General features: G+C 47.0%; 17 protein-coding genes. 11 read left to right on the top strand and 6 right to left on the bottom strand.

All coding sequences use genetic code 11. From position 1 onward, the window contains the following. Positions 1-59: 59 nt before the first annotated feature. Positions 60-2,666, bottom strand: coding sequence for a nitrate reductase (locus L1D11_RS11530; RefSeq protein WP_239834072.1), 2,607 nt, complete (start codon positions 2,664-2,666; stop codon positions 60-62). A gap of 505 nt (positions 2,667-3,171) precedes the next feature. On the opposite strand from L1D11_RS11530, the gene nirB reads away from it, so the two are divergent. The 4 genes from nirB (at position 3,172) to L1D11_RS11510 (ending at position 9,849) form a co-directional block, all read left to right on the top strand. Beyond that, on the top strand, positions 3,172-5,754 hold the full coding sequence (nirB, locus tag L1D11_RS11525; protein ID WP_239832075.1) for a nitrite reductase large subunit NirB: 2,583 nt from the start codon (positions 3,172-3,174) through the stop codon (positions 5,752-5,754). Positions 5,755-5,881: 127 nt separating this feature from the next. Then, positions 5,882-6,226: a nitrite reductase small subunit NirD gene (gene nirD / locus L1D11_RS11520; protein ID WP_061031137.1), complete on the top strand. Its 345-nt coding sequence runs from the start codon at positions 5,882-5,884 to the stop codon at positions 6,224-6,226. Positions 6,227-6,409: 183 nt separating this feature from the next. After that, positions 6,410-7,879, top strand: a complete 1,470-nt coding sequence (locus tag L1D11_RS11515; RefSeq protein WP_239832076.1) for a NarK family nitrate/nitrite MFS transporter — start codon at positions 6,410-6,412, stop codon at positions 7,877-7,879. Positions 7,880-8,007: 128 nt separating this feature from the next. Continuing rightward, positions 8,008-9,849 (top strand): bifunctional protein-serine/threonine kinase/phosphatase, encoded by a 1,842-nt coding sequence (locus L1D11_RS11510; RefSeq protein ID WP_239832077.1) that lies wholly within the window; start codon positions 8,008-8,010, stop codon positions 9,847-9,849. Between the two features lie 57 nt (positions 9,850-9,906). On the opposite strand, the gene cra is transcribed toward L1D11_RS11510, so the two are convergent. Then, entirely contained in the window at positions 9,907-10,911 is a 1,005-nt protein-coding gene (gene cra / locus L1D11_RS11505; protein ID WP_239832078.1) for a catabolite repressor/activator, read from the bottom strand. Between the two features lie 374 nt (positions 10,912-11,285). On the opposite strand from cra, the gene fruB reads away from it, so the two are divergent. The 3 genes from fruB to fruA are packed head-to-tail and all read left to right on the top strand — an operon-like array spanning position 11,286 to position 15,185. Then, the gene (gene fruB, locus L1D11_RS11500; protein ID WP_239832079.1) at positions 11,286-12,419 is read left to right on the top strand and encodes a fused PTS fructose transporter subunit IIA/HPr protein; all 1,134 of its coding nucleotides are present in this window, start codon (positions 11,286-11,288) and stop codon (positions 12,417-12,419) included. 9 nt (positions 12,420-12,428) lie between these two features. Then, positions 12,429-13,406, top strand: a complete 978-nt coding sequence (gene pfkB, locus L1D11_RS11495) for a 1-phosphofructokinase (protein WP_239832080.1) — start codon at positions 12,429-12,431, stop codon at positions 13,404-13,406. Between the two features lie 15 nt (positions 13,407-13,421). Next, positions 13,422-15,185: a PTS fructose transporter subunit IIBC gene (gene fruA / locus L1D11_RS11490; RefSeq protein ID WP_239832081.1), complete on the top strand. Its 1,764-nt coding sequence runs from the start codon at positions 13,422-13,424 to the stop codon at positions 15,183-15,185. A gap of 77 nt (positions 15,186-15,262) precedes the next feature. Here the strand turns inward: fruA and L1D11_RS11485 are convergent, their stop codons facing one another. From L1D11_RS11485 to L1D11_RS11470, 4 genes are read right to left on the bottom strand one after another with little or no spacing between them, the layout of a single operon-like run. Then, the gene (locus L1D11_RS11485; protein ID WP_239832082.1) at positions 15,263-16,297 is read right to left on the bottom strand and encodes an AraC family transcriptional regulator; all 1,035 of its coding nucleotides are present in this window, start codon (positions 16,295-16,297) and stop codon (positions 15,263-15,265) included. After that, positions 16,294-19,476, bottom strand: a complete 3,183-nt coding sequence (locus L1D11_RS11480; RefSeq protein WP_239832083.1) for an efflux RND transporter permease subunit — start codon at positions 19,474-19,476, stop codon at positions 16,294-16,296. Before L1D11_RS11480 ends, L1D11_RS11485 begins: the two co-directional genes overlap by 4 nt. After that, the gene (locus tag L1D11_RS11475) at positions 19,473-20,648 is read right to left on the bottom strand and encodes an efflux RND transporter periplasmic adaptor subunit (RefSeq protein ID WP_239832084.1); all 1,176 of its coding nucleotides are present in this window, start codon (positions 20,646-20,648) and stop codon (positions 19,473-19,475) included. Before L1D11_RS11475 ends, L1D11_RS11480 begins: the two co-directional genes overlap by 4 nt. Next, on the bottom strand, positions 20,638-21,525 hold the full coding sequence (locus L1D11_RS11470) for an ABC transporter six-transmembrane domain-containing protein (protein WP_239832085.1): 888 nt from the start codon (positions 21,523-21,525) through the stop codon (positions 20,638-20,640). The genes L1D11_RS11475 and L1D11_RS11470 overlap by 11 nt, the downstream gene beginning before the upstream one ends. Before the next feature lie 180 nt (positions 21,526-21,705). On the opposite strand from L1D11_RS11470, the gene L1D11_RS11465 reads away from it, so the two are divergent. Genes L1D11_RS11465 through L1D11_RS11450 form a run of 4 tightly spaced genes read left to right on the top strand, consistent with a single transcriptional unit; the run spans position 21,706 to position 25,191 of the window. After that, the gene (locus L1D11_RS11465) at positions 21,706-22,296 is read left to right on the top strand and encodes a hypothetical protein (protein WP_239832086.1); all 591 of its coding nucleotides are present in this window, start codon (positions 21,706-21,708) and stop codon (positions 22,294-22,296) included. Between the two features lie 11 nt (positions 22,297-22,307). Continuing rightward, the gene (locus L1D11_RS11460) at positions 22,308-23,219 is read left to right on the top strand and encodes a sterol desaturase family protein (RefSeq protein WP_239862515.1); all 912 of its coding nucleotides are present in this window, start codon (positions 22,308-22,310) and stop codon (positions 23,217-23,219) included. 8 nt (positions 23,220-23,227) lie between these two features. Then, a complete protein-coding gene (locus L1D11_RS11455; RefSeq protein ID WP_239832088.1) occupies positions 23,228-23,902 on the top strand; it encodes a response regulator transcription factor in 675 nt (224 codons plus the stop codon). Continuing rightward, positions 23,899-25,191, top strand: a complete 1,293-nt coding sequence (locus tag L1D11_RS11450) for a HAMP domain-containing sensor histidine kinase (protein WP_239832089.1) — start codon at positions 23,899-23,901, stop codon at positions 25,189-25,191. Before L1D11_RS11455 ends, L1D11_RS11450 begins: the two co-directional genes overlap by 4 nt. Positions 25,192-25,195 lie beyond the last annotated feature (4 nt).

Genomic DNA, 25,195 nt, shown 5'->3' with positions numbered 1-25,195 from the left:
TTGTATGCCCTATGCCATCAGATAAGCCACCAAAGTGGCTTATCTACTACTAAAGTCGCCTAACGTGCCAATGTACTCAAAAACTCGGCTTCAAACTCTTCATCAGCCTCTCGGGTTAGACATCCCACCAGCCAATCAATACTTTGATGATCGAGCTTACTGTTCACTACAAAGGCTTGCTTTACACCAAACTGGTCAAATTTGGCAGAGCCGTAGTTCTTGAACGATTTGTTGCCGTGGTAATGGAGTGATTTAATCGCCTCAGTGCTCGGCTCTGGCAAGGCATCGAGAGTGTTAACCAGCTGAATCACCAACTCCATTGGGTTCTTAGATGATGAGATGCGATATAGAAAACCGCCCTCCACTCTTTGGCGAACCCAATAATCAAATCCGCTACAATCCATCACTTTGTCACTGACCAAGGCGGCTTCACTACGATAACCACACGGCTCTACCACTACTGGGGTATGTTTAAATTCTGGTTGGCCTGAAGCCGCATCGGTATGAGGCAAGATCAGGTCACACGGCTTGCTGTCTTTTGCGGTTGGCGCATTCCAGTGAATGGGCATAAACACCTGTTCACGGCGCATCTCTTTGGTTACAACTAAGCGGGCTTGGCATTCACCTTGTGCGCTGCGCACTTTCACAACCGGATTATCTATCGTTTGGTTAACAAGGCTTATAGCCGCGTGGTTGAAAGCATCTAAGCCAAACTCTTCTAAACCAAGCTCTGCAACTGTATCAGGGTGCATGGCAACAAAAGGCTCTGGTGTGTGTTCACCTAAACCTGCCGCCAAGCCAGTGCGGCTCATGGTATGCCATTGGTCTCTAATTCGACCTGTATTCATAACAAGTGGGAATTCAACACTGGTATCGGCAATCGGCTTGTCGTGCTCAACCCCGATAAACTGCGCCTTGCCAGATTGAGTAAAGAACTCGCCATCGGTGAATATGCGCTGTTCAATGATCTCTGGTTGATATTCAAGTACTGGCCACTGCTGCGGAGTCAGCTCGCCATAGCCTTTCTCATCTAACTGAGTAAGCCCGATTAAGCACAAATCGCGAACTTTACCTGTCTCATTACCTAGGACTGTCATCTCGCAATACTCTTTGAAGATCTCGCCTTCGTGGCGGTAATCAAACTGCTCTTTAAATCCCATTTTTTGCGCGACTTCTTTTAATATCCACCAATCAGGTTTCGCTTCTCCTGGGCTTGGTAATACGCGGCGTTGGCGTGAGATTCGACGCTCAGAGTTGGTTACGGTACCCGACTTTTCACTCCACCCTTGCGCGGGTAGCACTACATCGGCCAAGCGAGTGGTTTCCGTATCGGCAATGCAGTCCGACACCACCACAAACGGGCATTTCTCCAAAGCAGTTTTGATTTTTTCGCTATCTGGCAGGCTCACAACAGGGTTAGTAGCCATGATCCACACCGCTTTTATCTTGCCTTCATTCATGGCGTCAAACAGGTCGATGGCTTTCAAGCCTGCGTGAGTGGCTAAGCTGTCAGTTTGCCAAAACTCGCTAACGGTTTGATGTGATTGTGGATCACCAAATTCAAAGTGTGCTGCTAAGGTATTGGCTAGGCCGCCCACTTCACGCCCACCCATCGCATTCGGTTGGCCTGTTACCGAGAATGGGCCCATACCCGGCTTACCGATTTTTCCGGTTGCCAAATGACAGTTGATAATAGCATTTACCTTGTCACAACCTTGTGTGGATTGGTTCACGCCTTGGGAATAGATGGTGAGCACCTTCTCATTAGATGCAAACAACTGATAGAACTGTTCGAGTTGTTGCTCGCTAAGCCCAGTCAGTTCAGGAACGCTTTTGTTACCCCAACCTGATTCGGTATAGCGGTAATCTGTGGCTGTTCGAATCGCTTCCATAAAACCTTGGGTATGATTTTCAATGTAATCAGAGTCAAGCTGGTCGTTATCATCTAAGTAAGCCAACAAACCATTGAATAGAGCGACATCGGAACCAGATTCCAATGCCAAGTGCATATCGGCAATCTCACAGGTGTCGGTGTAGCGCGGGTCAATGACGATCACTTTCATGTCTGGGTTAGCTTGCTTGGCTGCTCTTAAGCGTTGAAACAGTACAGGGTGACACCAAGCGAGGTTTGATCCAGTGATGACGACCACTTCGGCTTGCTCTAGATCTTCATAACAGACAGGAACAGTATCAGTACCGAACGCACGCTTATGCCCAACGACGCTAGATGCCATACAAAGGCGAGAGTTGCTGTCGATATTGGCGCTACCAATAAAACCCTTCATCAGCTTGTTAGCCACATAGTAATCTTCAGTCAGCAACTGGCCTGACACATAAAAGGCGACAGAGTCCGGACCATGCTCTTCTATCGCTTGTTTGAACTTGTCTGCCACCAGCTGAGATGCGCTACTCCAAGGTAGAAGTTGTTGTCCGCTTGCGACTCTTTGCATCGGCTGAGTTAAACGGCCAATTGGTGTTACGGTGTCTCCCAGTGCAGCGCCCTTTGTACACAACTTGCCATAATTCGATGGGTGGTCTTTATCGCCACGTACTTCTAATTTCCCAGAAGCAGTTGGCCTTACTTCAATGCCACAACCTACGCCACAGTAAGCACACGTTGATTTGATCCAATCCTTGTTTGAACTCATCACTCTTCCCTCGTGCAATGTTCTTTTTATTGTTTCCACCGTTCTAACAGAGCGCCTCTTACTAACCACTCTTCGCGGTGAAAATTTCTCTTTTTTAATAAAGCAATTTACGCACCACTATTCCCCCCTTTCCCAATCAAGAAAAATAACCATCAATTACAATAATTTAAAATAAAATCACTTACAGAAAATAATGTTAATTAAATGCTATCGAGAAAATATTGAGATTTTTGCACCATGTTGATCAATTTTGCACCACAAAGGCTCATTTTCATAAATATTCTCTTTTTTAAACCTACCACTTTAGAGGTAATTCGGCCGCTTACCATTTAATTAAATTACTGATTTAAAATGTTATTTTTATTTTTCTCGATATCTGTTTTTATCTGGCACCCTACTTGCTGCCCTATTTACCAACAACTCAAAATTTACAGTTTTCAGTTCATTGGAAGAACAGCACATTATCCACCAGAGAGTGGGCAGTTTTAGAAACGCTAGGAAGCCAGCAAAAAAGGAATTTACTATGAGCAAACAAAAGATTGTCGTCGTTGGTAATGGCATGGTTGGCCACAAATTTATCGACAACATCATTCAAGCTGATTCAGACCAATATGAAGTTATTACCTTCAGTGAGGAATCGCGCCTTGCCTACGACCGTGTTCAACTTACGGCCTATTTCAACGGTAAGACAGCCGACGATTTGGCTTTAACGAGTGAAGCTTACTACCAAGAAAATGGCGTTAAATACCTAATCAATGCCAAAGTCACTGAGCTCGATACCGAAAACAAATCGGTCGTGACTGACAATGGTCACCGTGAAAGCTATGACAAACTGATTCTCGCAACAGGTTCATTCCCGTTCGTCCCCCCAATTCCAGGGAACGACCAAGAACACTGTCACGTCTACCGCACTATCGAAGACCTTGATGCCATTGAACTATCGAGCAAGCAGAGTAAATCTGGCGTGGTGATCGGTGGTGGCCTACTGGGCTTAGAAGCCGCAAACGCAGTTAAAAACCTTGGCTTAGAAACACATGTCGTAGAATTTGCGCCTCGCTTAATGGCAGTTCAACTCGATGACGGCGGCGGTGCCCTGCTGAGACGCAAAATTGAAGACTTGGGTGTACAAGTTCACACCGAGAAAGCGACCTCTGAGATTGTAGAGGGTGAAAATGCTCGCTATCGTATGAACTTTGCCGATGGCACTCGCCTTGAGACCGACATGATTGTGTTCTCTGCCGGTATTCGCCCGCAAGATGCTCTGGCTCGTAGCTCGGACATCGCTATTGGTGAACGTGGCGGTATCGTGATTGATGATTACTGCCAAACCAACATCGATGATGTTTACGCGATTGGTGAATGTGCGCTGTGGGATAACAAGATCTTTGGCCTTGTGGCTCCGGGCTACTCAATGGCGAAAGTCGCAGCAAGCCATATCCTTTCCAATGGCGAAGGTGAGAGCAGTTTTACGGGTGCCGATATGAGCACCAAGCTTAAGTTGCTAGGCGTCGATGTAGCGAGTATTGGTGAAGTGCACGGTAAAACCGAAGGCGCACAGTCTTACACCTACAACGATGAAATTGAACAAGTTTATAAGCGCCTAATTGTTTCTGCTGATGGCAAAAAAATCGTCGGTGCCGTGTTAGTAGGTGACGCTGAAGCCTACGGTTCGCTGCTGCAAATCAAGCAAAACGACATGCCTCTGCCAGAGAACCCATCGGTATTGATTCTGCCAAACCTTATTGACGATTCTGGCTGCGCCATGGGTGTTGAAGCGCTACCGGACAGCGCGGTGATCTGTTCATGTTTCGACGTCACCAAAGGCGATATCAAAGAAGCCGTTTCTGCTGGCTGCACCACAATGGCGGCGCTGAAAGAATCGACCAACGCATCAACCGGTTGTGGTGGCTGTTCTGCCCTTGCTAAACAGGTACTTGATAGCGAATTGAGCAACCTGGGTGTTGAGGTATCTAACGACATCTGTGAGCACTTTGCTTACTCTCGCCAAGAACTGACCGACATTATCCGAGTCAACAAAATCAAAACCTTCGATGAGCTGCTTGAGTCTCATGGTCAAGGCTTAGGCTGTACCCTGTGTAAGCCTGCGGTGGGTTCTATTCTCGCCTCTTACTGGAACGACTACATCCTGAAAGATGAGCACATCGAACTGCAAGATACTAACGACATCTATCTTGGAAACATGCAAAAAGACGGCACCTACTCTGTGGTTCCACGTATTGCTGGCGGCGAAATCACACCAGATAAACTGATCGTGCTGGGTGAAGTGGCAAAAGAATACGACCTCTACACCAAGATCACTGGCGGACAACGTGTCGACCTATTTGGTGCACAACTCAATGAACTACCAGCCATCTGGAAAAAGCTGATTGATGCAGGCTTTGAAACTGGCCACGCCTACGGTAAGTCGGTTCGTACAGTGAAGTCTTGCGTGGGTAGCACTTGGTGTCGCTACGGCGTCAACGACAGTGTTGGCCTCGCGATTAAACTAGAAAACCGCTACAAGGGCCTACGCTCACCACACAAGATCAAATTCGCCGTATCTGGCTGTACGCGTGAATGTGCCGAAGCGCAATCAAAAGACATTGGTGTTATCGCTACCGACAAAGGTTGGAATCTATACGTGTGTGGTAACGGCGGTATGCGCCCACGTCACGCCGACCTATTCGCAACCGACCTCGATGAGCAAACTCTTATTCAATACATCGACCGCGTGTTGATGTTCTACACACGCACTGCAGACCGCCTACAACGTACTTCTGTTTGGATGGAGAACCTAGAGGGCGGCTTGGACTACCTCAAAGAGGTGGTGATTGAAGACAAACTCAACGTGGCGGCAGAACTTGAAGCCGACATCGCGCTCAACATCGAAAACTACCAGTGTGAATGGAAAACCACCATCGAAAATCCAGTCAAGATGAAGCGCTTCCAGCACTACATCAACAGCGATGAGATGGACTCTAGCCTGTCATTTATCAAAGAGCGTGAGCAGCGCTTCCCGAAGCCTTCGGTCAACACAGACCAAGAAGCAGAGCGTAATCAGGCATTAAGCAACACTCAACAAATTGAAATTACGGAAGTCTCGTAACCAGTTTGGTCGTTAGTAGATCCTTCGTTCTCGGCAATTCACTGCTAGCGACCTTCTTTCTTTACGACCTTCTTTTTTAGGAAATGGAACAAAATCAAAGACTCTATAAATTACCAAGGAGACTGTCATGGAAAACTGGACCACTGTTTGCTCTCAAGAGGAACTGTCACCCAATGCGGGTGTGTGTGCCAAGGTGGCTGATCATCAAGTCGCTATCTTTTACTGCAAACGCAGTGACAAGCTTTACGGCCTTTCGAATTTTGACCCAGTAGGTAAAGCCAACGTTATGTCTCGCGGCATTATCGGCTCGTTAAGTGGAGAACCCTATGTGGCCTCGCCACTCTACAAGCAGCATTACCACTTAGAGACAGGTGCCTGTTTAGAAGAACCTGAACATGCCCTAACCCGTTTTGAAGTACGCAGACAAGGCAACCAGATTCAAGTTCTGGCACCAGAAGCCCTAGCGAGTTAACTCCTAGCTTTCAACTAACCAAAAGTGATCAACTAACCAAAAGTTAATTACCTAAAAGGTTGTACTTTCAAATTCACCCATTAACATGCCTTAGCCGCCTATAATTAACAGTCTAGGCAAGCTACGGAGTTGGCATGTGGACGGCTAGATAACTCTAGATTCCATATTTAAAGGATTTAATACATGGATAACTCAAAATTTTCGCTGTTTTCATTTACCGGTAAGATGAAGGTCTTACACCTCAGCTGGATCGCCTTTTTCATCACATTTGTGGTTTGGTTTAACTTTGCGCCACTACTGCAAATGGTAAAAACCAGCCTAGGGCTAACCACTGAAGAGATTAAAACCCTTCTGATCCTAAACGTTGCATTAACCATTCCAGCGCGTGTCGCGATTGGTATGCTCACCGACCGCTACGGTCCAAGACTGGTCTATTCTTTGCTACTCGCGATCTGCTCCATTCCGTGTTTCATGTTCGCACTGGCTGACTCTTTCATTCAAGCCGCCATTGCCCGTTTTCTATTAGGCTTTATCGGTGCTGGCTTCGTGGTTGGTATTCGCTTGGTATCTGAATGGTTCCCACATAACGAACTGGGTACAGCGGAAGGTATCTACGGTGGTTGGGGTAACTTTGGTTCAGCTGCGGCAGCGTTCACTCTTCCTACCCTAGCATTGGTATTTGGTGGCGAAGATGGCTGGCGTTACGCTGTCGGTATCACGGGTGTAATGAGTTTATTGTTCTCTGTTGTGTTCTACAAAAACGTATCCGACACACCAAAAGGTTCTACCTACTTCAAACCAGCTCAAGTAACGGCAATGGAAGTGACGTCTAAGGGTGACTTTTTCTTTCTACTCTTCATGAAGATCCCTATGTACGCGGCATTAGCTCTGCTGGCTTGGAAACTGTCTCCATCAGGTATTGGCATGCTTTCAGACACTGCTGTTTACGGTGTGTATGCAGTACTTGCAGCGCTGTATGTGTATGAAGTAACTCAAGTTTGGAAAGTGAATAAGAACGTATTTCAAGAAGAAGTACCAGAGATTCACCAATACAAATTCAAGCAAGTTGCGGTACTAAATGTTCTGTACTTTGCGACATTCGGCTCAGAGTTAGCGGTGGTTTCTATGCTGCCACTGTTCTTCTCTGAAACATTCGAACTAACACCTGTTCTAGCTGGCATGGTGGCTTCGGCTTATGCCTTCATGAACTTAATGTCTCGCCCGGGTGGTGGTTGGATTTCAGACAAATTTGGTCGTAAACCAACGCTACTGATTCTAACGGCAGGTTTAGCTGTAGGTTACTTCGCAATGGGTCAGGTAGAGAGCACATGGCCAGTATGGTTAGCAGTTGTTGCGGCAATGGCGTGTTCGTTCTTCGTACAAGCAGGTGAAGGTGCGGTGTTTGCAACAGTGCCACTGATTAAGCGCCGTATGACAGGTCAAATTGCAGGTATGACTGGCGCTTACGGTAACGTGGGAGCGGTGGTTTATCTAACGGTGCTTTCGTTTGTTAGCTACCAGACTTTCTTCCTTGTGATTGCTGCAACGGCGGTTCTTGGCTTCGTGACTCTGATGTTCATGGAAGAGCCCAACGGTCAGATCGCTGAAGTGAACGACGACGGGAGCGTTACCTTGATTAACGTCTCGAGCTAATCACTCATTGAATCGGGAGAAGTAACCGAGCTGCGACACTTGGTTACTTCGTTCAAAGGCTCTCGTTTTTACTGAGAACTTTTGTTCTTTCTTCAAGTAACAATGAGCACCATAGGAGCAAGGACGTTATGACGCTTTCATTCAGTCAAACTCAAGACGCCACTCTAGAACTGAGCCAGACTGTGATACCAAAGGGACCACAAACCAAGGTTCAGAGTATTCACGCTGAGGCTAGCAATCAGTTAAAGCTCAATTTCGGCGGCTACTCACACCAAGGGATAAGAAACGAGAATCAAGATGCGATTATCGTTAAACACCCTCAGACCAGAGCGGAACATGAATTCAAAGGGAGTGTGGCCTGTATCGCGGACGGAGTAAGTTGCAGTGAACAAGGGCAAAAAGCCAGCCATACCAGCGTGATGCAGTTCATTGCCGACTATTACGCCACTCCTGAAAGCTGGAGTATTCAACGCTCTGCCCAAAAAGTTCTAACTTCACTCAATTCTTGGCTATTCAATGCCTCTTATTCGGGCCTTGATGACGAAAAACAGCTCGCGCACAACAATATGGTGTCGACCTTTAGCGCAGTGATTCTCAAATCAAACACAGCACATATTTTCCATGTAGGTGACAGCCGCATCTACTTAGTTCGTGACGGTGAAATTCAGCAGTTAACTCGCGATCACACCCGAAAAAATTTGGTCAATACCCACTACCTCACTCGTGCTTTAGGCATGGACAACCAACTCAACGTCGATTACCAAACTCTGCCCATCAAAGCGAAAGATCGTTTTATTCTCACCACCGATGGCGTGCATGAGTTTGTTGATGAATCCGACCTAATGGAAGCGGCCTCAAATCAGCTCGATTTTGAGCTCGCCACGCAAACCGTTTGTAATACAGCACTGGCTAGAAACAGCAGAGACAATGTCAGTTGTTTAATGCTTGAAGTGGCTCAGCTCCCTAAACCTTCCCTTATTGAGTTTCACGAAAAGCTTGCGACCCGCGTTATCCCTCCCGTACTCAAGCTCGGACAGATGATCGACCAATTTCAGGTTCTAGAGGTGCTCTATTCAGGAACGCGCAGCCATGTGTATCGAGTCATACAAACTCAGACACAAACTGAGTTCGTAATTAAAGTGCCTTCTCTGCGGTATCGCGACGATCCCGCCGAGCTCAAAGCCTTCTATAACGAACAATGGGCTGGGATGCTACTGAACAACAAGCGCATCATGAAGGTGTACCCTACCGATGAGAAGTCGCAGTTTCTCTACCAAGTGTGTGAAATGGTTGAAGGTGTGACGTTGAGGCAATGGATGTACGACAATCCTAAACCGAATCTGCCTGAAGTCCGCGCTATTCTTGAAAAGATCGTTCAAGGTATTCGTGTATTGCAACGTGCCGATATGGTGCATCGCGATCTCAAACCTGAAAACATCATGTTACTGCCAAACGGCGATATCAAACTCATCGACTTAGGAGCAGTACTCATTCGCGGCATTGAAGAAGGATTACCTTTTGAAGAGGATGCCGTACCACTAGGAGCGGTCAACTACATCGCCCCTGAGAGCATTAAACAGAATGTTGCTACCACATGCTCGGATCTATTCTCTGTTGGTGTCATCGGCTATGAAATGCTGTCAGGCCAACTGCCTTATCCAGAAATGACACCACGCTCACTCATGCAATCGCGCCATCACCAATGGCAATATCGCCCGATAACTCAACACCGTTCCGATATTCCTACTTGGTTTGATTTGGTACTAAACAAAGCCTGCGCTGAACACCCGCCCGAACGATACGGTGTGCTTGGCGATTTTATCTCGGATTTATACACACCGAACTCAAAATTAGTAAAACGTAAAACCAAGCAGCCACTGCTTGATCGCCACCCAATCCAGTTTTGGAAGGTGATTGCCCTACTTTTAGGCTTAGTAGCGCTGGTTGAGTTTGGTTTGTTGATTCAATAAAAAAGCCTCAGCGACCAATTGGAGTTGAGGCATTCTTAAAATTAACTCATCTTTGTGTTAGCTGCGTCTCACTAAACTTCTCGGCACCAATTCAATGCCCGACTGATAACGTTTTGCTGAAGCGTTTAATGCCAAAGCAAACGCACTGTCTGCGATGACCTCAAATTGCTGCGGCAATGAATGAACCTTAAAGGGTAAGAAGTCCAATAATCGGTTATCACCAAAAGTCGCCAACTTCACTTGATTGATCAACTCTGGCTTTTCGACCATCACATCAAGCACGCCTTCTAGTAAGGTGTAAGACATAGTGACAATCGCATTAGGCACTGTGCCTTTAGCAATCCACTCTTCAAACACTTCTCGACCAGATTCACGATCAAAGTGCTCACCGTAGCCGACAACCGTTGGCTTATTTTCATCTAGCCCTGTTTGCTGTGTGTGAGCCTTATTCGCTGCTTCAAAACCTAAGTGACGCTCGCGCGAAATGTTCAGATCAGGCAGTGCACCGATTAAGCCAACGCTGTGAATGTTGTCATCTAGAATTGAATGCGTCAGTTCAAACGCCGCTTCGAAGTCTTCGCTGATCACGCAGGCAAAATGTTCATCGTCTAACGGACGGTCAATCGCGATGACTGGCGTACCCGAATTTTGCAGCTTCAAGTAAAACTCGTTAGCGTCTGGCATAGAGCTCGCCACCAGCAAAGCATCAATACGACGACTTACCAGCGCTTCCGCTACTTTGCGTTCGGTTTCAGCGTCATCATCAGAGCAGCCAATCAGGATTTGGTAGCCCACTTTACGTGAGTTCTGCTCTATCAGTTTTGCTAAACGCGCGTAACTGCTGTTTTCCAGGTCAGGAATAATCAAACCAAATGAACGGCTATTACCAGCACGCAGCGACGAGGCAGCATGGTCTGGACGGTAGTTATACTCGTCTACCACCGCCATTACTTTCTGCTGAGTCTTTTCACTGATTCTGTATTTCTGCGCCTTGCCGTTAATCACATAACTGGCCGTGGTTTTCGACACACCGGCTAGTTTGGCAATCTCATCTAGTGTCATATGGGTGACCTGTATTTTGTGCGTAGGATCATATAACCAATCTTCTGATCCTTGGATTAGTTGAATTATATGCTGAATCGATTCAGTATAAAAGCTGAAAGGATTCAGCAAAATCTGAAAAGTGACTTCAATCATCCTTTTGTATGGATTGAGCGTCATTTGTCGTGTTTCAACTTCACGTTATGAATGAAACTGAAATTACGACACGCAGCAAAACTATTTTGAAAACCAAAATCGGCTTTGCTGAATTTTTTTACATTGAATGCTGAACCGATTCAGCTTAGATAAAACTAAGAGCAAGTAACGAGAAGATATTGCTCTAGACTGAATCGTAGCGATACACAAATTCTCAAGCGATACGCTAAAGAGGCACCATGCTTAAATTATCAAAATCTGACATCACTCTTGGTCAAACGGCCGATGACAAATTCAAAGCTATCCAGAACATTGCTGGCGACCTAACTGCGAAAGGCCTAGTGGACTCAGGCTATGTTGAAGGAATGCTGAACCGTGAAAACCAAAACTCTACGTTTCTTGGTAACGGCATCGCGATTCCTCACGGCACCACAGACACTCGCGGCCTTGTAAAAGAAACAGGCGTTGCAGTACACCACTTCCCTGAAGGCATCGATTGGGCAGATGGCAACCGTGTTTACGTTGCGATTGGTATTGCAGCGAAATCTGACGAGCACTTGGGCATTCTTAAACAGCTAACTAAAGTGCTAGCGGCGGACGGCGTTGAAGAGAAACTAAAACAAGCGAAATCAGAAGACGAAATCATTGCACTACTGAACGGTGAAGTTCAGTTAGAAGCTGACCTAGACGCTTCTTTAGTTCAGCTACTGTTCCCAGCAAGCGACATGGTTCAAATGTCTGCTGTAGCGGGTGGTCTTCTAAAGAACACAGGTTGCACTGACAACGCATTCGTTGCTGACCTAGTAACAAAAACACCGACTCATCTAGGCCAAGGCGTTTGGTTACTAGGTAGCGATAAAGGCGTAACGCGCACTGGCGTATCTTTTGTTTCTACAGCGAACGATTGTGAATTCGAAGGCACACCAGTGAAAGCTCTTGTGGCATTCGCGGCTTGTAACAGCGCGCACCAGTCTATTCTGGCAAACCTAAGCAAAATGGTTTTCGAAGGTAAACAGCAACAACTGTTATCTGCTGACGTTGCAAAAGTAATTGGCCTTCTTAAAGGTGAAGCGGTTTCTACAGCGTCTCAAGACGATGACAACTGCGCAGTATTCAAAATTAAAAACGCACACGGCCTACACGCTCGCCCGGGCGCAATGCTGGTTGCTGAAGCGAAGAAATTCGAATCTTCTATCCGCGTTTCAAACTTAGACGGTGATGCAAAAGAAGTGAACGCGAAGAGCTTGATGAAAGTAATCGCTCTTGGCGTTAAACACGGCCACCAGCTTCAGTTTGTTGCTGAAGGTAATGATGCAGCACAAGCGCTTGAATCGATTGGTAAAGCTATCGCTTCAGGCCTTGGTGAAGGTTAGGGAATCGATATGTCTGATAAACAAATCAAAGCCGTTACCGTTACGCTAAACCCAGCACTAGACCTAACAGGCGCTATCGACGCACTGAATGTTGGCTCGGTTAGCCTAGTGAATCAAGGTTCTCTGCACGCAGCAGGCAAAGGCGTAAACGTAGCAAAAGTACTTTCAGAGCTTGGTGCTAAAGTGACCGTAACAGGTTTCCTTGGTCGCAATAACGAAGAAGCCTTCTGCAAACTGTTCGAACAGATGGGCGCAACTGACCGCTTCATCCGTGTTGACGGCGCGACTCGCATCAACGTGAAACTGGTAGAGAACTCAGGCCAAGTAAGCGACATCAACTTCCCTGGTGTTCCTGTTAATGCTGACGCAATTAGAGCGTTTGAAGAAACCTTACTAGAACTGGCTGAAACGCACGACTATTTCGTGATTGCAGGCAGCTTGCCACAAGGCGTATCACCAGAGCTTTGCGCTTCTTGGGTTCAACGCTTACGTGACCTAGGCAAAAAGGTTCTTTTCGACAGCAGCCGTGATGCACTTAAAGCCGGTATCAATGCACAGCCTTGGTTGATTAAGCCAAACGATGAAGAGCTATCTCAGCTATTCAATGCTGAGCTGACAACACGTGACCAATGCCAACACGCAGGCCAAGCCCTAAGCGAAAAAGGCATCGACAACATCGTGGTATCACTTGGCGCTGAAGGAGTGATGTGGCTGGACCAAGGTGAATGGTTACATGCTCAGCCACCACGCATGCAAGTAGTGAGCACAGTAGGCGCAGGCGACACCTTAGTTGCTGGTCTATGTTGGGGTCACATGCAGCAAATGCCAAAACCAGAACTTATCAAATTCGCAACCGCCCTATCTGCTCTAGCCGTTTCGCAGGTAGGTGTCGGTGTAACCAGCCAACAAGAGCTGGATTCAGTACTACAAAATATCCAATTACAGGTGCTTGGTGCTCCAACGAACCAGTTAGACACAAGCAAATAGGACAAAAGGTTTATTATGAATATTACCATTATCACAGCTTGCCCAAGTGGCGTAGCAAACAGCATCATCGCAGCAGGCTTGTTAGAGCAAGCAACAAAAGCACTGGGTTGGAACGCCGCTATTGAGTGCCAATCAAGCGTGTTACCTGAATCTCCAGTATCACAAGACGCTATCGACAGCAGCGACGTTGTGGTTATTGCAGCGAACACAAACGTAGATAAAACACGTTTCGTAGGCAAAAAGGTTTACCAAGCTGCTATCTCTGAGTGCACTGCAGATGCAAAAGCATTTCTGGAGAAAGCGGTAGCAGAAGCAACGGTGTTAGACGCTTCTCAAGTTGAAAGCACTGTTGAAGTGACCGGTACGTCAGTAAACTCTTCTACAACAGCAAGCACAGGCAGCAAAAAGATCGTTGCGATTACTGCTTGTCCAACGGGTGTTGCACATACCTTTATGGCAGCAGAGGCGCTTGAAGCAGAAGGCAAACGCCTAGGTCACCAAATCAAAGTGGAAACTCGCGGCTCTGTAGGTGCTAAGAACCAACTAACAGACCAAGAAATCGCAGACGCTGACCTAGTTATCATCGCAGCTGACATCGACGTTCCACTGGATCGTTTCAACGGTAAGCCTCTCTACAAAACAACAACTGGTCCAGCTCTTAAGAAGACGAAGCAAGAAGTTGAGAAAGCGTTCGCTGAAGCTAAGCCATACCAACACACAGCTTCTTCTTCACAAGCAGCACCAGCAGATGAGAAGAAAGGCGTGTACAAGCACCTTATGACAGGTGTATCTCACATGCTTCCTGTGGTTGTTGCGGGTGGTTTGATCATCGCTCTTTCTTTCGTATTCGGTATCGAAGCGTTTAAAGAAGAAGGCACACTAGCAGCGGCACTGATGACTATCGGTGGTGGTTCTGCATTCGCACTGATGATTCCTGTTCTTGCTGGTTTTATTGCATTCTCGATTGCTGACCGTCCGGGTCTAGCTCCTGGTCTAATCGGCGGTATGCTGGCTAGCTCAACAGGCGCAGGCTTCCTAGGTGGTATCGCGGCTGGTTTCATTGCGGGTTACTCTGCGAAGTTCATTGCCGACAAAGTTCAACTTCCACAATCGATGGAAGCGCTTAAACCAATCCTGATCATTCCGTTTATCGCGAGTTTGTTCACTGGCCTTGTGATGGTTTACATCGTAGGTGGTCCTGTTTCTGGCGTAATGAGCGCAATGACAGACTTCCTAAATAACATGGGTACGTCTAACGCGATTCTTCTGGGTGTGATTCTAGGCGCAATGATGTGTTTCGACCTTGGTGGTCCGGTAAACAAAGCCGCTTACACATTCGGTGTTGGTCTACTGGCTTCACAAACTTACGCTCCAATGGCAGCTATCATGGCAGCAGGTATGGTTCCAGCTCTAGGTATGGGCCTTGCAACTTTCCTAGTGAAAGACAAGTTTGAAGCAGGCGAGCGTGAAGCGGGTAAAGCATCATTCGTTCTTGGCCTATGCTTCATCTCTGAAGGTGCAATTCCATTCGCAGCGAAAGACCCAATGCGTGTTATCCCAGCATGTATGGCAGGTGGTGCACTAACGGGTGCTCTATCAATGATGTTTGGTGCACAGCTGATGGCTCCACACGGCGGTCTATTCGTACTACTGATTCCTGGCGCTATCTCTCCAGTACTGATGTACCTAGTGGCGATTGCAGCAGGTACGCTAGTAACAGGCTTTGGCTACGCAGCACTTAAAAAGATGAGCAGCTCTAAAGTAACGGCAGAGTCTTAATCCCCCGACTCTGTTAAGCTCCTTCTATAAAGCGGCTTATCATTAAACAAAGGCTCCTCATATGAGGAGCCTTTTTGTTATTCGCTATCTTGTGTGGTTAAAACTGGCAGCTGGAAAGAGAAGGTCACCCCTTCCACATCGTCATCATCTATATGGCGAATCATCTCCACCAAATATCCGTTTACGTCTAACTGTAAGCCTTGTTGCTTAACCGCGTTAAACAGCGCTTCTAAAGCCGTGCTGTAGGCGACATCGGAAACCAGATAAACATCGCTGCACAAGTAGTATCCTTCTGGAATGGTCACATCGTAACGCTCTTTAGCCACTTGCCAGTTACCGATTTCAGCGTCTATGTCGTCCCACTTGTTTCTCATCTGCTTAATTGGTGTTGTGCCCATGAGTTGTGTTGATTTCAGACCATACATTTCAAACGCAGTATCCCAGTCTGGATCGTCTAGTTTGAGCTTCTGCATACCGCGCTCTGGATACCAAACCAACTCTGTCGGCATCGACTTAACCAGCTCTTTTTCGATGGAAGACTGCACACCCGGATGCGCCAGTCTCTGGATGAAATCGGCAGTTTCCTTTGGAGTCGCGTTGTAACCCATCTCTCGAATGTGCTTTGCCGTCACACCCAGATCACGCTTGAGCGCCTTGCCTAGTGACTGCGACGATGAGAACCCACAATACTGAGCAATTTCAATGACGCTCCATGGCTCGTCATTGATCAACAAACTAACCGCAATCTGTAGACGTACTCGGCTTAGGTACTGACCCGGCGTTTCATTGAACAGCTCAGTAAACTGACGATGAAAATGGTATGGCGAGATCGCACTCTCGGTCGCTATCTCTTCCCAAGTACGACGCTCCCCCCACTCTTCATGCATTAAATTAAGTGCATGGCTAAAACGTTTTTGGAGGTGCTCTGGTAAAGATTCCACCAACGCAATCTCAGGCACCAGTTTAAACCCAGGCACTGAGTGATAGTCAGGCTTGCTCTGCTGCGTCATACGGTCTTTGTTCTCAGGCATAGAAGCTCTTGTCTCTGTCGACTTGATCGAATTCGATCGCTTGGCTTCACTATCGTCTTTGTCCTTTATAAAATCAATCACGAGCGATCCAAAGTGAATTCTTCTAATGCATCTTGTTCATGTGGTTCTTGTTCGACCGGTTCTTTTTCAATTAGATCTTCAACTTGAGGTGCTTTTCGGCAAAACAAACCAAGCAACACAGGTATCAAAATCAACGTTACCGCAGTGGCAAACAGTTCACCAAACACCAAAGACACCGCCGCAGGCTTTAGGTATTGTGCTTGTTCCGCAGTTTCACTTAGTAACGGCAATAACCCACACACAGTGGTTATCGTAGTTAAGAAGATCGCTCTCAAACGGCTGGTGCCCGCAATTACCAACGCTTTCTGTAGTGGCACGCCTTGGCGATATTCAGCATTAAAACGCGTAATCAGCACCAATGAGTCGTTAATCACGATCCCCGTCATAGCCATCATACCGAACATCGAAAGAATGCTGATTGGCAAGTCCATCAAGTAATGGCCAAAAATCGCGCCTGCGAATCCAAACGGTATTACCGCCATAATGATCATTGGCTGCCAATAGGACTTCAGAGGCACTGCCAACAAGATATAGATCATCAACAGCGTCAGAATCATCGCTGATTTAAAGCCATCCGACACTTCCCTTATCTCTTCAAACTCGCCGCCCGCTTTGATGGTTACGCTTGGATATTGTAAATATAGAGATTCAATCGCATCTTCTAGCTGTTCTCGTGTTTTCTCTGGTGATTGCAGGTCACGGTTTTGCTTCCAATAAAGGTTGATCACTTGCTCTCGGTCGCGACGGTAAACCACTTGCGGCTCTTGTTCGTGACGAAACTCGGCAATATCTCCAATCATCACGCTGCCACCGCTCGGCAACATAATAATGGCTTGCTCTAGCTGCGCTAAAGTTCTGCGCTCATCTCTTGGGTATTGCAGCAGTACCTTGGTCTCTTGTCCGTTTTCTAAAAGGCGATGAACTTCCCTTTCGCCAAACGCTTCGCCTGCGAGTTGAGCTAGCGTGGCTTGAGTCAAACCAAGCTGTTGACCATATTGATTCAGCACCAATCGAACTTGGGGTAAGCCATCCTGACCATCATCGTAAACATCTGAAACACCTTTTAAGGACGCTAGAGTATCTGCTAGCTGTTCACTGACACGAGAGGCCAACTCACGATCATTAGAAGAGATCGTTAAGAATGTGCCACCAGCAGGCTCCTCTGCTGCGCTGAATTTCACCGAGTAAGCGCCTTCGATTTGCCCTGTACTTTCTCGCCATCGCTTCAGCAGTAAATTGCCCGGCAACGAGCTTAAAGATTCATTGCTAAGTTCGGCAGTAACTTCTATTTCGCCATAACCATCAGACCATGCAAGCAGGTTCACCACGGGCTTCTTTTGTAATGGGTAATCTTCCATTAAGCCTTTCTCAACCTGAGCCATCGCTTGCTCTACTTGCAACAAAGCTTGGCGCTGCAGTGGCAATGGTGCACCGTCTTCTAACTCAATTACTGCTGTGATGTAACGGCCCGGAATTTCAGGAAACAGCGCACTGCGAATCGCCCCATTCGACCACATACCATAAGCCAGTGAGATAACCGCCACAAACCCAAGCAAAGACGCCACTTTGTAGCCAAGTACAAACTCCAATACTGGCTTATAGATGTTGAGATTGAACCACTGCAAACCGCCTTGAGCGGCGTTCTGAACCTTGGCAAAAATACTGGTAGATGGCGTTTTCACAGAAAGCTGAGCCAAGTGTGACGGTAGAATAAATTTGCTTTCAATCAACGAGAAGACCAAAGCGAAGATCACCACGGCCGAAAACCCAGCAAGCACCTTAGCCAGTTCATTGTTAATCCATAGCATTGGAGAAAATGCAGCAATGGTCGTTAGCACACCAAATACAGTTGCCACCGAAACGGAATGCACGCCCTGCCAAGCGGCTGTCTTTCCGTTTATATTAGAGGAGCCGTTTAGCTTTGAAGTGCCGGAATGAATAGGATTTCCCGTCCGTTTATCATGAATCGCTTCCCCCACAACTACGGCATCATCCACCAACACGCCGAGTACCAAGATAAAACCAAACAAGGTGATGTCGTTGATGCTGTAGTTAAACCACTGCATTGCGGCGAGTGTTCCAGTGAGTGCAATCGGGATCCCCATCGCGACCCAAAACGCGAGCCTAATCTCAAGGAAGATCCCAAGCAAAATCAGCACGATTAACAAGCCTTGCCATGCATTTTCGCTCAAACGAAACAGCTGCTCTTCAATGTAAGGCGCCATATCAGCCATGGTATTCAGCTCAATATCCGACGGCAGAATCGCACGTTGTGCATCCAGTGTTTCGCTGATCGCTTCACTGACTTTAAGTAAGTTATCGGTTTGGCTAGTACTGACCAATAAAGCAATGGCATTTGAACCGTTGTTACGCACGATAGAGCCGCTGTATTGGTAGCTACGCGTTAGCTTGGCAATGTCTCCCAAGTATATTTTTCCGTTACTTCCCGAAATCACGACTAGCTGATTGAGCTTCTGCAAATCATCGGCATAACCGTCACCACGAATCACCATTCGGCCTTTGTCACTGATAAGCTCACCACTGCGAGACTCTAGCGAGCGCTGCTCAACTAAACCTGCCAACTCTTCCAAGCTCAACCCTAACGCCTTCAGTTGGTCTGGGTCTGGCTCGATAACCAACCGAGGCATTCGAGTTCCCCAATTTGTTACCTTTGAAATTTGAGGGTTCTTCTTCAGCGCTTGTTCAAGTTGCTTAGCAATAGGTTGTAATTCGTCATCGGTTCTTGGACCTGACACCACCACAAACGCGGCTAAGTTGGTAAATTCATTGCGCACCACTTGCGGTCTTTCTGCTTGCACGGGAAAGCCGTTGATGGCGTTTACTTGGTTACGAATGTCATCCAACAGCTTGTCTAAATCTGTACTGCTGGTTTTACGTACCACGACTCGTGACATTCCAGCACTCGATTGGCTAGTGATCTGCTTGATGCCTGCAATGCCGCTGATCGACTCTTCGATTCGTTGCGTCACGCTCTCATCAATCTGTTGTGCAGTACCGCCAGGATAAGCCACAGTAATACTGATTGAGGATGGTGCAATTTGCGGGAACGACTCGACACGCAACTGACCAAACGCCAGTACGCCACTGATAACAATCGCCATCATCAACAAATTGGCAGCGACAGGGTTATTAATGAACCATTTTGTCATCCAACTCATTGGTTTGCTTCCTTAATCTGTGCGGCATCAGATTTACCCGCGAGCATGGCTTCAGAATGGATTCCATTGAACCTAGGCGCGACTTGTTTGCCGATAAGCATGGAAGAAAGTGGATACTGCACCACGCGGCGAGCCTTATCACTTTGATCGTTGAAGCGAATATCGAGCTCTTGGCTGCCTTGCCCAATAAGCGTTACCGACTCTTTACGTAGGCGATCTTCTGTATCTAATGTCCAGATATAGCCATCTCGCGTCATCGCACTCAAAGGTAGGCTTACGACGTCCTCTTGTAGACCGAGGTTAACCACTGCTTGAACCTGCTGATTAGGGAATAACCTAGGCTTGTGTTGGTATGGGTTTTCAACCGATAACACCACTTGCCTTTGGCGGGTCACCGAATCGACTTCAGGCGACACATAGCGCACCTTTGCCGGCCATTGATTCCCAGAACGACTCACGACACGAATGCTCGGCTTAACCAAGGCAGCTTGTACTTGTTGCCAATGCAATTCAGAGATTGGAAGCTCGATATCAATCGAATCACTGGCGGCTAACTCAAAGGTCACTTGCCCCGCCTCTACCCACTCTCTCGGGCTAATGTGGCGCTTCATAACGACCGCATCAAAAGGCGCAGTAATCACTGACTCTTCCACGAGCTTCTTTGCACTGACATAAACTTGTTGGGCTTGTTGCAGGTTGGCTTTTGCAGCAAGCACTTGGGGTTCTCTGCGCGCAAAGGAAGAACTTGTTTTGGGATTGAGCATCTTGAGCGCGACGGTTTGTTCATGCTTAGCCTGTTTCAATTCCAACTCAGCTTGCTTTAACGCACTTAACGCTTGCGCCAAGTTCGCATCAACGGCGCTGGTATCTAACCTCGCCAACACATCGCCCTTAGTCACTAGCTGTCCCGGTTCAATGTTTTCATTCAGCCACTTAAGTTGCGCACTACTCGAGGCTTTCAGTTGAATTGGCCAACGAGCAGCGGTTAAGCCTAGTACCGTTAACGTCGATTCGTGCTGCGAAGGTGTTACCTCCAATACAGAAACCGGTGCCAGTACTGCTTGCTTCTTCACAGGTTCCGCTGCCTCAGGTTCCAATTCATCGACAATAATCAAGGCAGCAAAGATAGCCGCACAACCAACTAATACCGAAAGTGGCTTTTTAAACTTCATAAGGCATCTCCTTGGTAGCCTGTTGGACAGAGGTATGATTGAGTCGCTGACTGATTTCAGTAAGACGAGAAAGGGTTTGCAGCGTAATTGGCAACATCACTGCGGTTTCAACAAACTCCAGCGAATAGGTAACGATTGAGAACACTTGTCCTGCAGTCGGCTGAATAAGCTGGCTCACCATCCACAAATTGCCTACGACTGCGCCAAACAGCACGGTAAAGATCAGTCCGTAAACAATCGCCTCAGTGTCTGAAAGCTTGATTTCACACTGTTTAAGTCGCTCAAAGTGCCAACGAAGCGCAGACAAGCGAACACCGCTCAACAGTTGAACCTGCTGTTCGACTTGATCGTTAAATTGGCCATTAAGCCGCGTGAAGGTCTGGTGGAACAAACCATAGATGGCGAGCATCGACAGCCCAGCAAACAACATGCAAAGCGCCAGTGAGAAATGGAATGTGGAGAGAATCACCACAGTGGCAACAAGCTGCACCACTGCCGTCATCAAAGCGGGTAAATCGTCTTCTAAGAAATCAACCAGCTCACGTGACATGGTGAGTCGAGCATCTTTGGTTGATACAGATAAGCCACGCAGGTTTCGCTCCACGATATTCGCCAGTTTTACACGAATCGCCCCATAAACACGGGTGTCGTAGAAACGGCGAACCACGCTGAGAATGACCAGTACAAAGAGGATAAGTGCCAGCATCACTAAGGGCTGGAAGCTTTGGTTTAATACACCGTCGATGGCGTAACCAATAAACAGTGGCAGCAGAATAAGCATCACGTTTTCAGCCAAAACCATTAACCAAGTCGCAGCGACCTTTAATGGGTTAAGCCGAATAATCGTCAGCAGAGAGATGGGATGTTTGAATAGCATTATTGAGCCCATAAATGAATATGGCGTCAGTATTACCAATTCGGCATGGGAAAAAGTGTCCCAGATTGCTGTATTAGAAAATTAGGCGCCAGACTCGCTCAACGAGAAACTCGGTTACCTTTTGTTTACCTTAGCTCCTTTACTGTCCTTGATAAGAAAAATGAAAAACAAGGAAAGAGCATGAAATTATTCGCTTCATTACTCACGACTGTCGGTATTACTGGCGCAGTTTGGGGGCTATTACATATTCAGCCCGCGATTGCGGATGCCTCAACTGAGCAACCAATAGCTCAGTCACCAACGAATGACTCCTCAAAGAAACAGCCATCAAAAGAAAAACCACAGGCGACTGCAAATACGACTTACCTGCAAGGTTTGAGCAAGACTATCCCTTTAGAGGATGTGCCTGAGCTGTGGGTCGACTTCTACCAAAACCTAGAGGCAAATGATGAGGAGGTCGCACAGCAACAGAAAGTGGTCGTGATCTATCAGGACATCAGTTCAGACTTCAGCAAGGCTACTGTCACCATTGGCTTCCCGACTAAGCGAACAACTTCAAATAAAAACAACCGCTTAATCCACATTCCAAACAAAGCCAAAGGTACGCTTCTACTTAGTAAAGGTGAACATACTGAGCAAGAATTAGCACAAGCTTGGGAGGGGATCGCGATTTTAAAAGAGGTTGATAAGGTTATTGAGCACCACCAGTTGAATCAGCATGGGTTGCCAGATTCTAGCGAGTTATACGTCTATTATAAGAATGATCAGTAAAGGATTTGGTTATGGATTTCACTATGGATAGCATTGGGAGTTTTCTCTCTCAAACCTTCTCAGAAACAAGCATCATCCTTACCGAAACTTGGGTAGATGACAATTTTGTAATGCTTGCTCTCGCTCTATTTATCTTTGAGCTTATCCGCTATGCCTTTAAGAAAAAGCTAAGCTGGAACATGTTGGGAGACAGCGCGACTAACTTTGTCACTCTGTTCTTCTTGTTGGTCACCGTTTTCTTGGTCGGCTTAGCTTATGTCGGTGCGTTCGTTTATGCCTACGAGAATTTTAGCCTGACTCAGCTGCCAATATCCGGCTGGACGATTCTTGGATGCTTGATCTTGGCGGATCTCGCGTATTACTGGGAGCATCGATTCCTACACAGTAATGGCCTAGCATGGGGAACGCACTCGGTTCACCATAGCTCGCCTTACTTAAATATATCGGTCGCCTATCGCTTTGGGCCTTTGGATTGGTTCTTCCCGTTCTTTTTCCATTTGCCGTTAATTCTGCTTGGCTTTAATCCGTTTGTTGTGCTGATGTGTGAAACCTTTGTGCAGCTATACCAAACGCTATTGCACACCGAAACGGTGAAGCGATTGCCGCGCCCTATCGAAGCTGTGTTCAATACGCCCTCTCATCACAGAGTGCATCATGCGACTAACAAACAATACCTGGATAAAAACTACGCGGGAATATTCATCATTTGGGATCGTATGTTCGGTACGTTCGCCAGAGAAGAGGAAGAAGTCAGATATGGCGTGTTCCCTAGAATCAACTCTGTGAACCCATTTAAGGTATATTTCCACGGCTACGTTAAACTGTGCCAACAGCTATGGCACGCACCAAATTGGAACTACCGGCTACAACTTCTGATTCAGCCACCTATATGGGCTTGGAAACGAGAACGAGAGACAAAGTAAGGACACTTATGAGCATTAACGCCCTGTTGATTGAAGACGACAGTGACTTGGCAGAAGCCATTGCAGACTACATGGAACTGGACGGTTTCGAATTCGACTTTGCCTATAATGGCGCAGCTGGGCTTAACCTCGCCTTAGAAGGACGCTATGACATCATCTTAACGGACATCAACATGCCTAAAATGGATGGGCTCGATGTGTGCCAATCTCTTCGTCAGCAAGGCATTACTACGCCTATTCTCATGCTGACCGCTAGAGACACATTGCAAGATAAGGTCGCCGGTTTCGAAGTCGGCTCAGATGATTACCTAGTGAAACCTTTTGCGATGGAAGAGCTCAAAATGAGATTGATGGCGCTGGTTCGTCGTGCTCAAGGTACGGTGACGACTTTGTCTGTAGCCGATCTCAAATTGGACTTGGATAAGCACCAAGCTATTAGAGACGGCAAGCTATTGAAGCTCTCTCCAGTATGTTGGCGAATGCTCGTCACGTTAGTTCGAAACAGCCCAAATGTGGTGAGCAAAGCCAAGCTTGAAGAAGCCTGGGAAGACGAGATGCCAAGCTCTGACAGCGTGAAAGCGCACCTGTTTAAACTTCGCCAAGTGGTTGATGCTCCCTTTGATACCAAGCTAATCCATACCGTTCACGGCATTGGCGTGGTCTTACATGAGGAACAGTCATGAAGCAGGCAAGCGTGAATCGAGTCAGCATCAAGCGCGACATCTACCTCTATCTATTTGGCATTGTTGTATTGCTTACCGCCATATACAGCTTAATGGTTTCACAGAGCTATCATATTGGTCTGAACGAATCAGCAAAGTATGGGTTCTTGTATGAGCTGGAAGTTGCAGAGCAGCGTTACATTGAAACTGGAGCATTACCCGACTACCAAAACCCAACCTTTCAAGCTTTTCTAAGCTACTCAGAAGTGCCGACTCAATTTCAACAAGCCTTTGATTGGGACACGTTTGATAACGACGCTATTTATGAACACTACGACACTCCAGCCAGTAATGAGTCTGGGCAATACCTCTATGCAGCCAAGCATTCAATTTCTGGTACTGACGAATCGATGTACATCATCTCTGAGTACGATGAAGCGATTTATCTGAAGCTATTCGAGCTCAACCCTCCTGAATCCGTCAATCAAATAAACAGCGCCTTTATCGCCATTGGTGCACTTTTACTCTTGGTGTTCTTGATCATTCGCCTTTTGATACACCGAGTCACCAAACCGATTATTACCCTATCAAAATGGTCAGAATCGCTTGATGTGAATAACACACAAGGGCTGGCTCAGTTTCGATATCAAGAGATCGACCAATTAGCATCGCAGCTTGTTAAGAGTGTGCAAGGTGAACGCCAAGCCAATGGACGTGAGAGCTTTTTCTTGAGAGCAGCAAGCCACGAGTTAAGAACGCCGATTGCAACCATTTCAGCGAGTGGCGATATGCTGGTTCGACTGTCTGACAGCATTCCAAACAGTGGTCAGCGAGCTATCGCACGAATCCAACGTTCCGCCACCAATATGAAAACCTTGGTCACGACGCTGCTTTGGATGAGCCGTAATAGCGAGATAGAAACCAACTATGAGCAGATTAAGCTAACTCCCCTGATCAATAACATCATCGAAAGCCAGCGTTATCTTTTAAAAAACAAAGATGTAGAAATCCAAATCAATATTGATCCAGAAGAACATACCCTTCCCCGCGAGCTGACCGAAGTCGTGCTGACTAATTTAGTCCGTAATGCATTCCAACACGGCGGAAGTGGAGAGATCCGTATCACCCTGTCACAAGCTCAGTTTGAGGTCACCAACCGTTTAGAGGATGAAAACATAACTCACGACTCTGAACAGCAAACCTCATTTGGCATTGGCTTAGAACTCATTGATCGCGTTTGTCAGAACCAAGGGTGGAGATTTACTCATGGCACTCACGGCAACGAGTTCAGCGTTAAAGTGGTGCTTTAACGAA

This window comes from Vibrio sp. Isolate32 (genome assembly GCF_022397955.1).
GTDB lineage: Bacteria > Pseudomonadota > Gammaproteobacteria > Enterobacterales > Vibrionaceae > Vibrio.
The sequence above is the reverse complement of the archived record's forward strand: the minus strand, read 5'-3'. Positions and strand labels throughout refer to the sequence as shown.

Excerpts from the sequence above, each read along its gene's own strand:
- L1D11_RS11460 (WP_239862515.1), top strand. The coding sequence starts at position 22,308 with ATGGATTTCACTATGGATAGCATTGGGAGTTTTCTCTCTCAAACCTTC.
- L1D11_RS11510 (WP_239832077.1), top strand. The coding sequence starts at position 8,008 with ATGACGCTTTCATTCAGTCAAACTCAAGACGCCACTCTAGAACTGAGC.
- L1D11_RS11450 (WP_239832089.1), top strand. The coding sequence starts at position 23,899 with ATGAAGCAGGCAAGCGTGAATCGAGTCAGCATCAAGCGCGACATCTAC.
- fruA (WP_239832081.1), top strand. The coding sequence starts at position 13,422 with ATGAATATTACCATTATCACAGCTTGCCCAAGTGGCGTAGCAAACAGC.
- nirB (WP_239832075.1), top strand. The coding sequence starts at position 3,172 with ATGAGCAAACAAAAGATTGTCGTCGTTGGTAATGGCATGGTTGGCCAC.
- L1D11_RS11465 (WP_239832086.1), top strand. The coding sequence starts at position 21,706 with ATGAAATTATTCGCTTCATTACTCACGACTGTCGGTATTACTGGCGCA.
- L1D11_RS11480 (WP_239832083.1), bottom strand. The coding sequence starts at position 19,476 with ATGAGTTGGATGACAAAATGGTTCATTAATAACCCTGTCGCTGCCAAT.
- L1D11_RS11515 (WP_239832076.1), top strand. The coding sequence starts at position 6,410 with ATGGATAACTCAAAATTTTCGCTGTTTTCATTTACCGGTAAGATGAAG.
- L1D11_RS11475 (WP_239832084.1), bottom strand. The coding sequence starts at position 20,648 with ATGAAGTTTAAAAAGCCACTTTCGGTATTAGTTGGTTGTGCGGCTATC.
- fruB (WP_239832079.1), top strand. The coding sequence starts at position 11,286 with ATGCTTAAATTATCAAAATCTGACATCACTCTTGGTCAAACGGCCGAT.
- cra (WP_239832078.1), bottom strand. The coding sequence starts at position 10,911 with ATGACACTAGATGAGATTGCCAAACTAGCCGGTGTGTCGAAAACCACG.
- L1D11_RS11455 (WP_239832088.1), top strand. The coding sequence starts at position 23,228 with ATGAGCATTAACGCCCTGTTGATTGAAGACGACAGTGACTTGGCAGAA.
- L1D11_RS11470 (WP_239832085.1), bottom strand. The coding sequence starts at position 21,525 with ATGCTATTCAAACATCCCATCTCTCTGCTGACGATTATTCGGCTTAAC.
- nirD (WP_061031137.1), top strand. The coding sequence starts at position 5,882 with ATGGAAAACTGGACCACTGTTTGCTCTCAAGAGGAACTGTCACCCAAT.
- pfkB (WP_239832080.1), top strand. The coding sequence starts at position 12,429 with ATGTCTGATAAACAAATCAAAGCCGTTACCGTTACGCTAAACCCAGCA.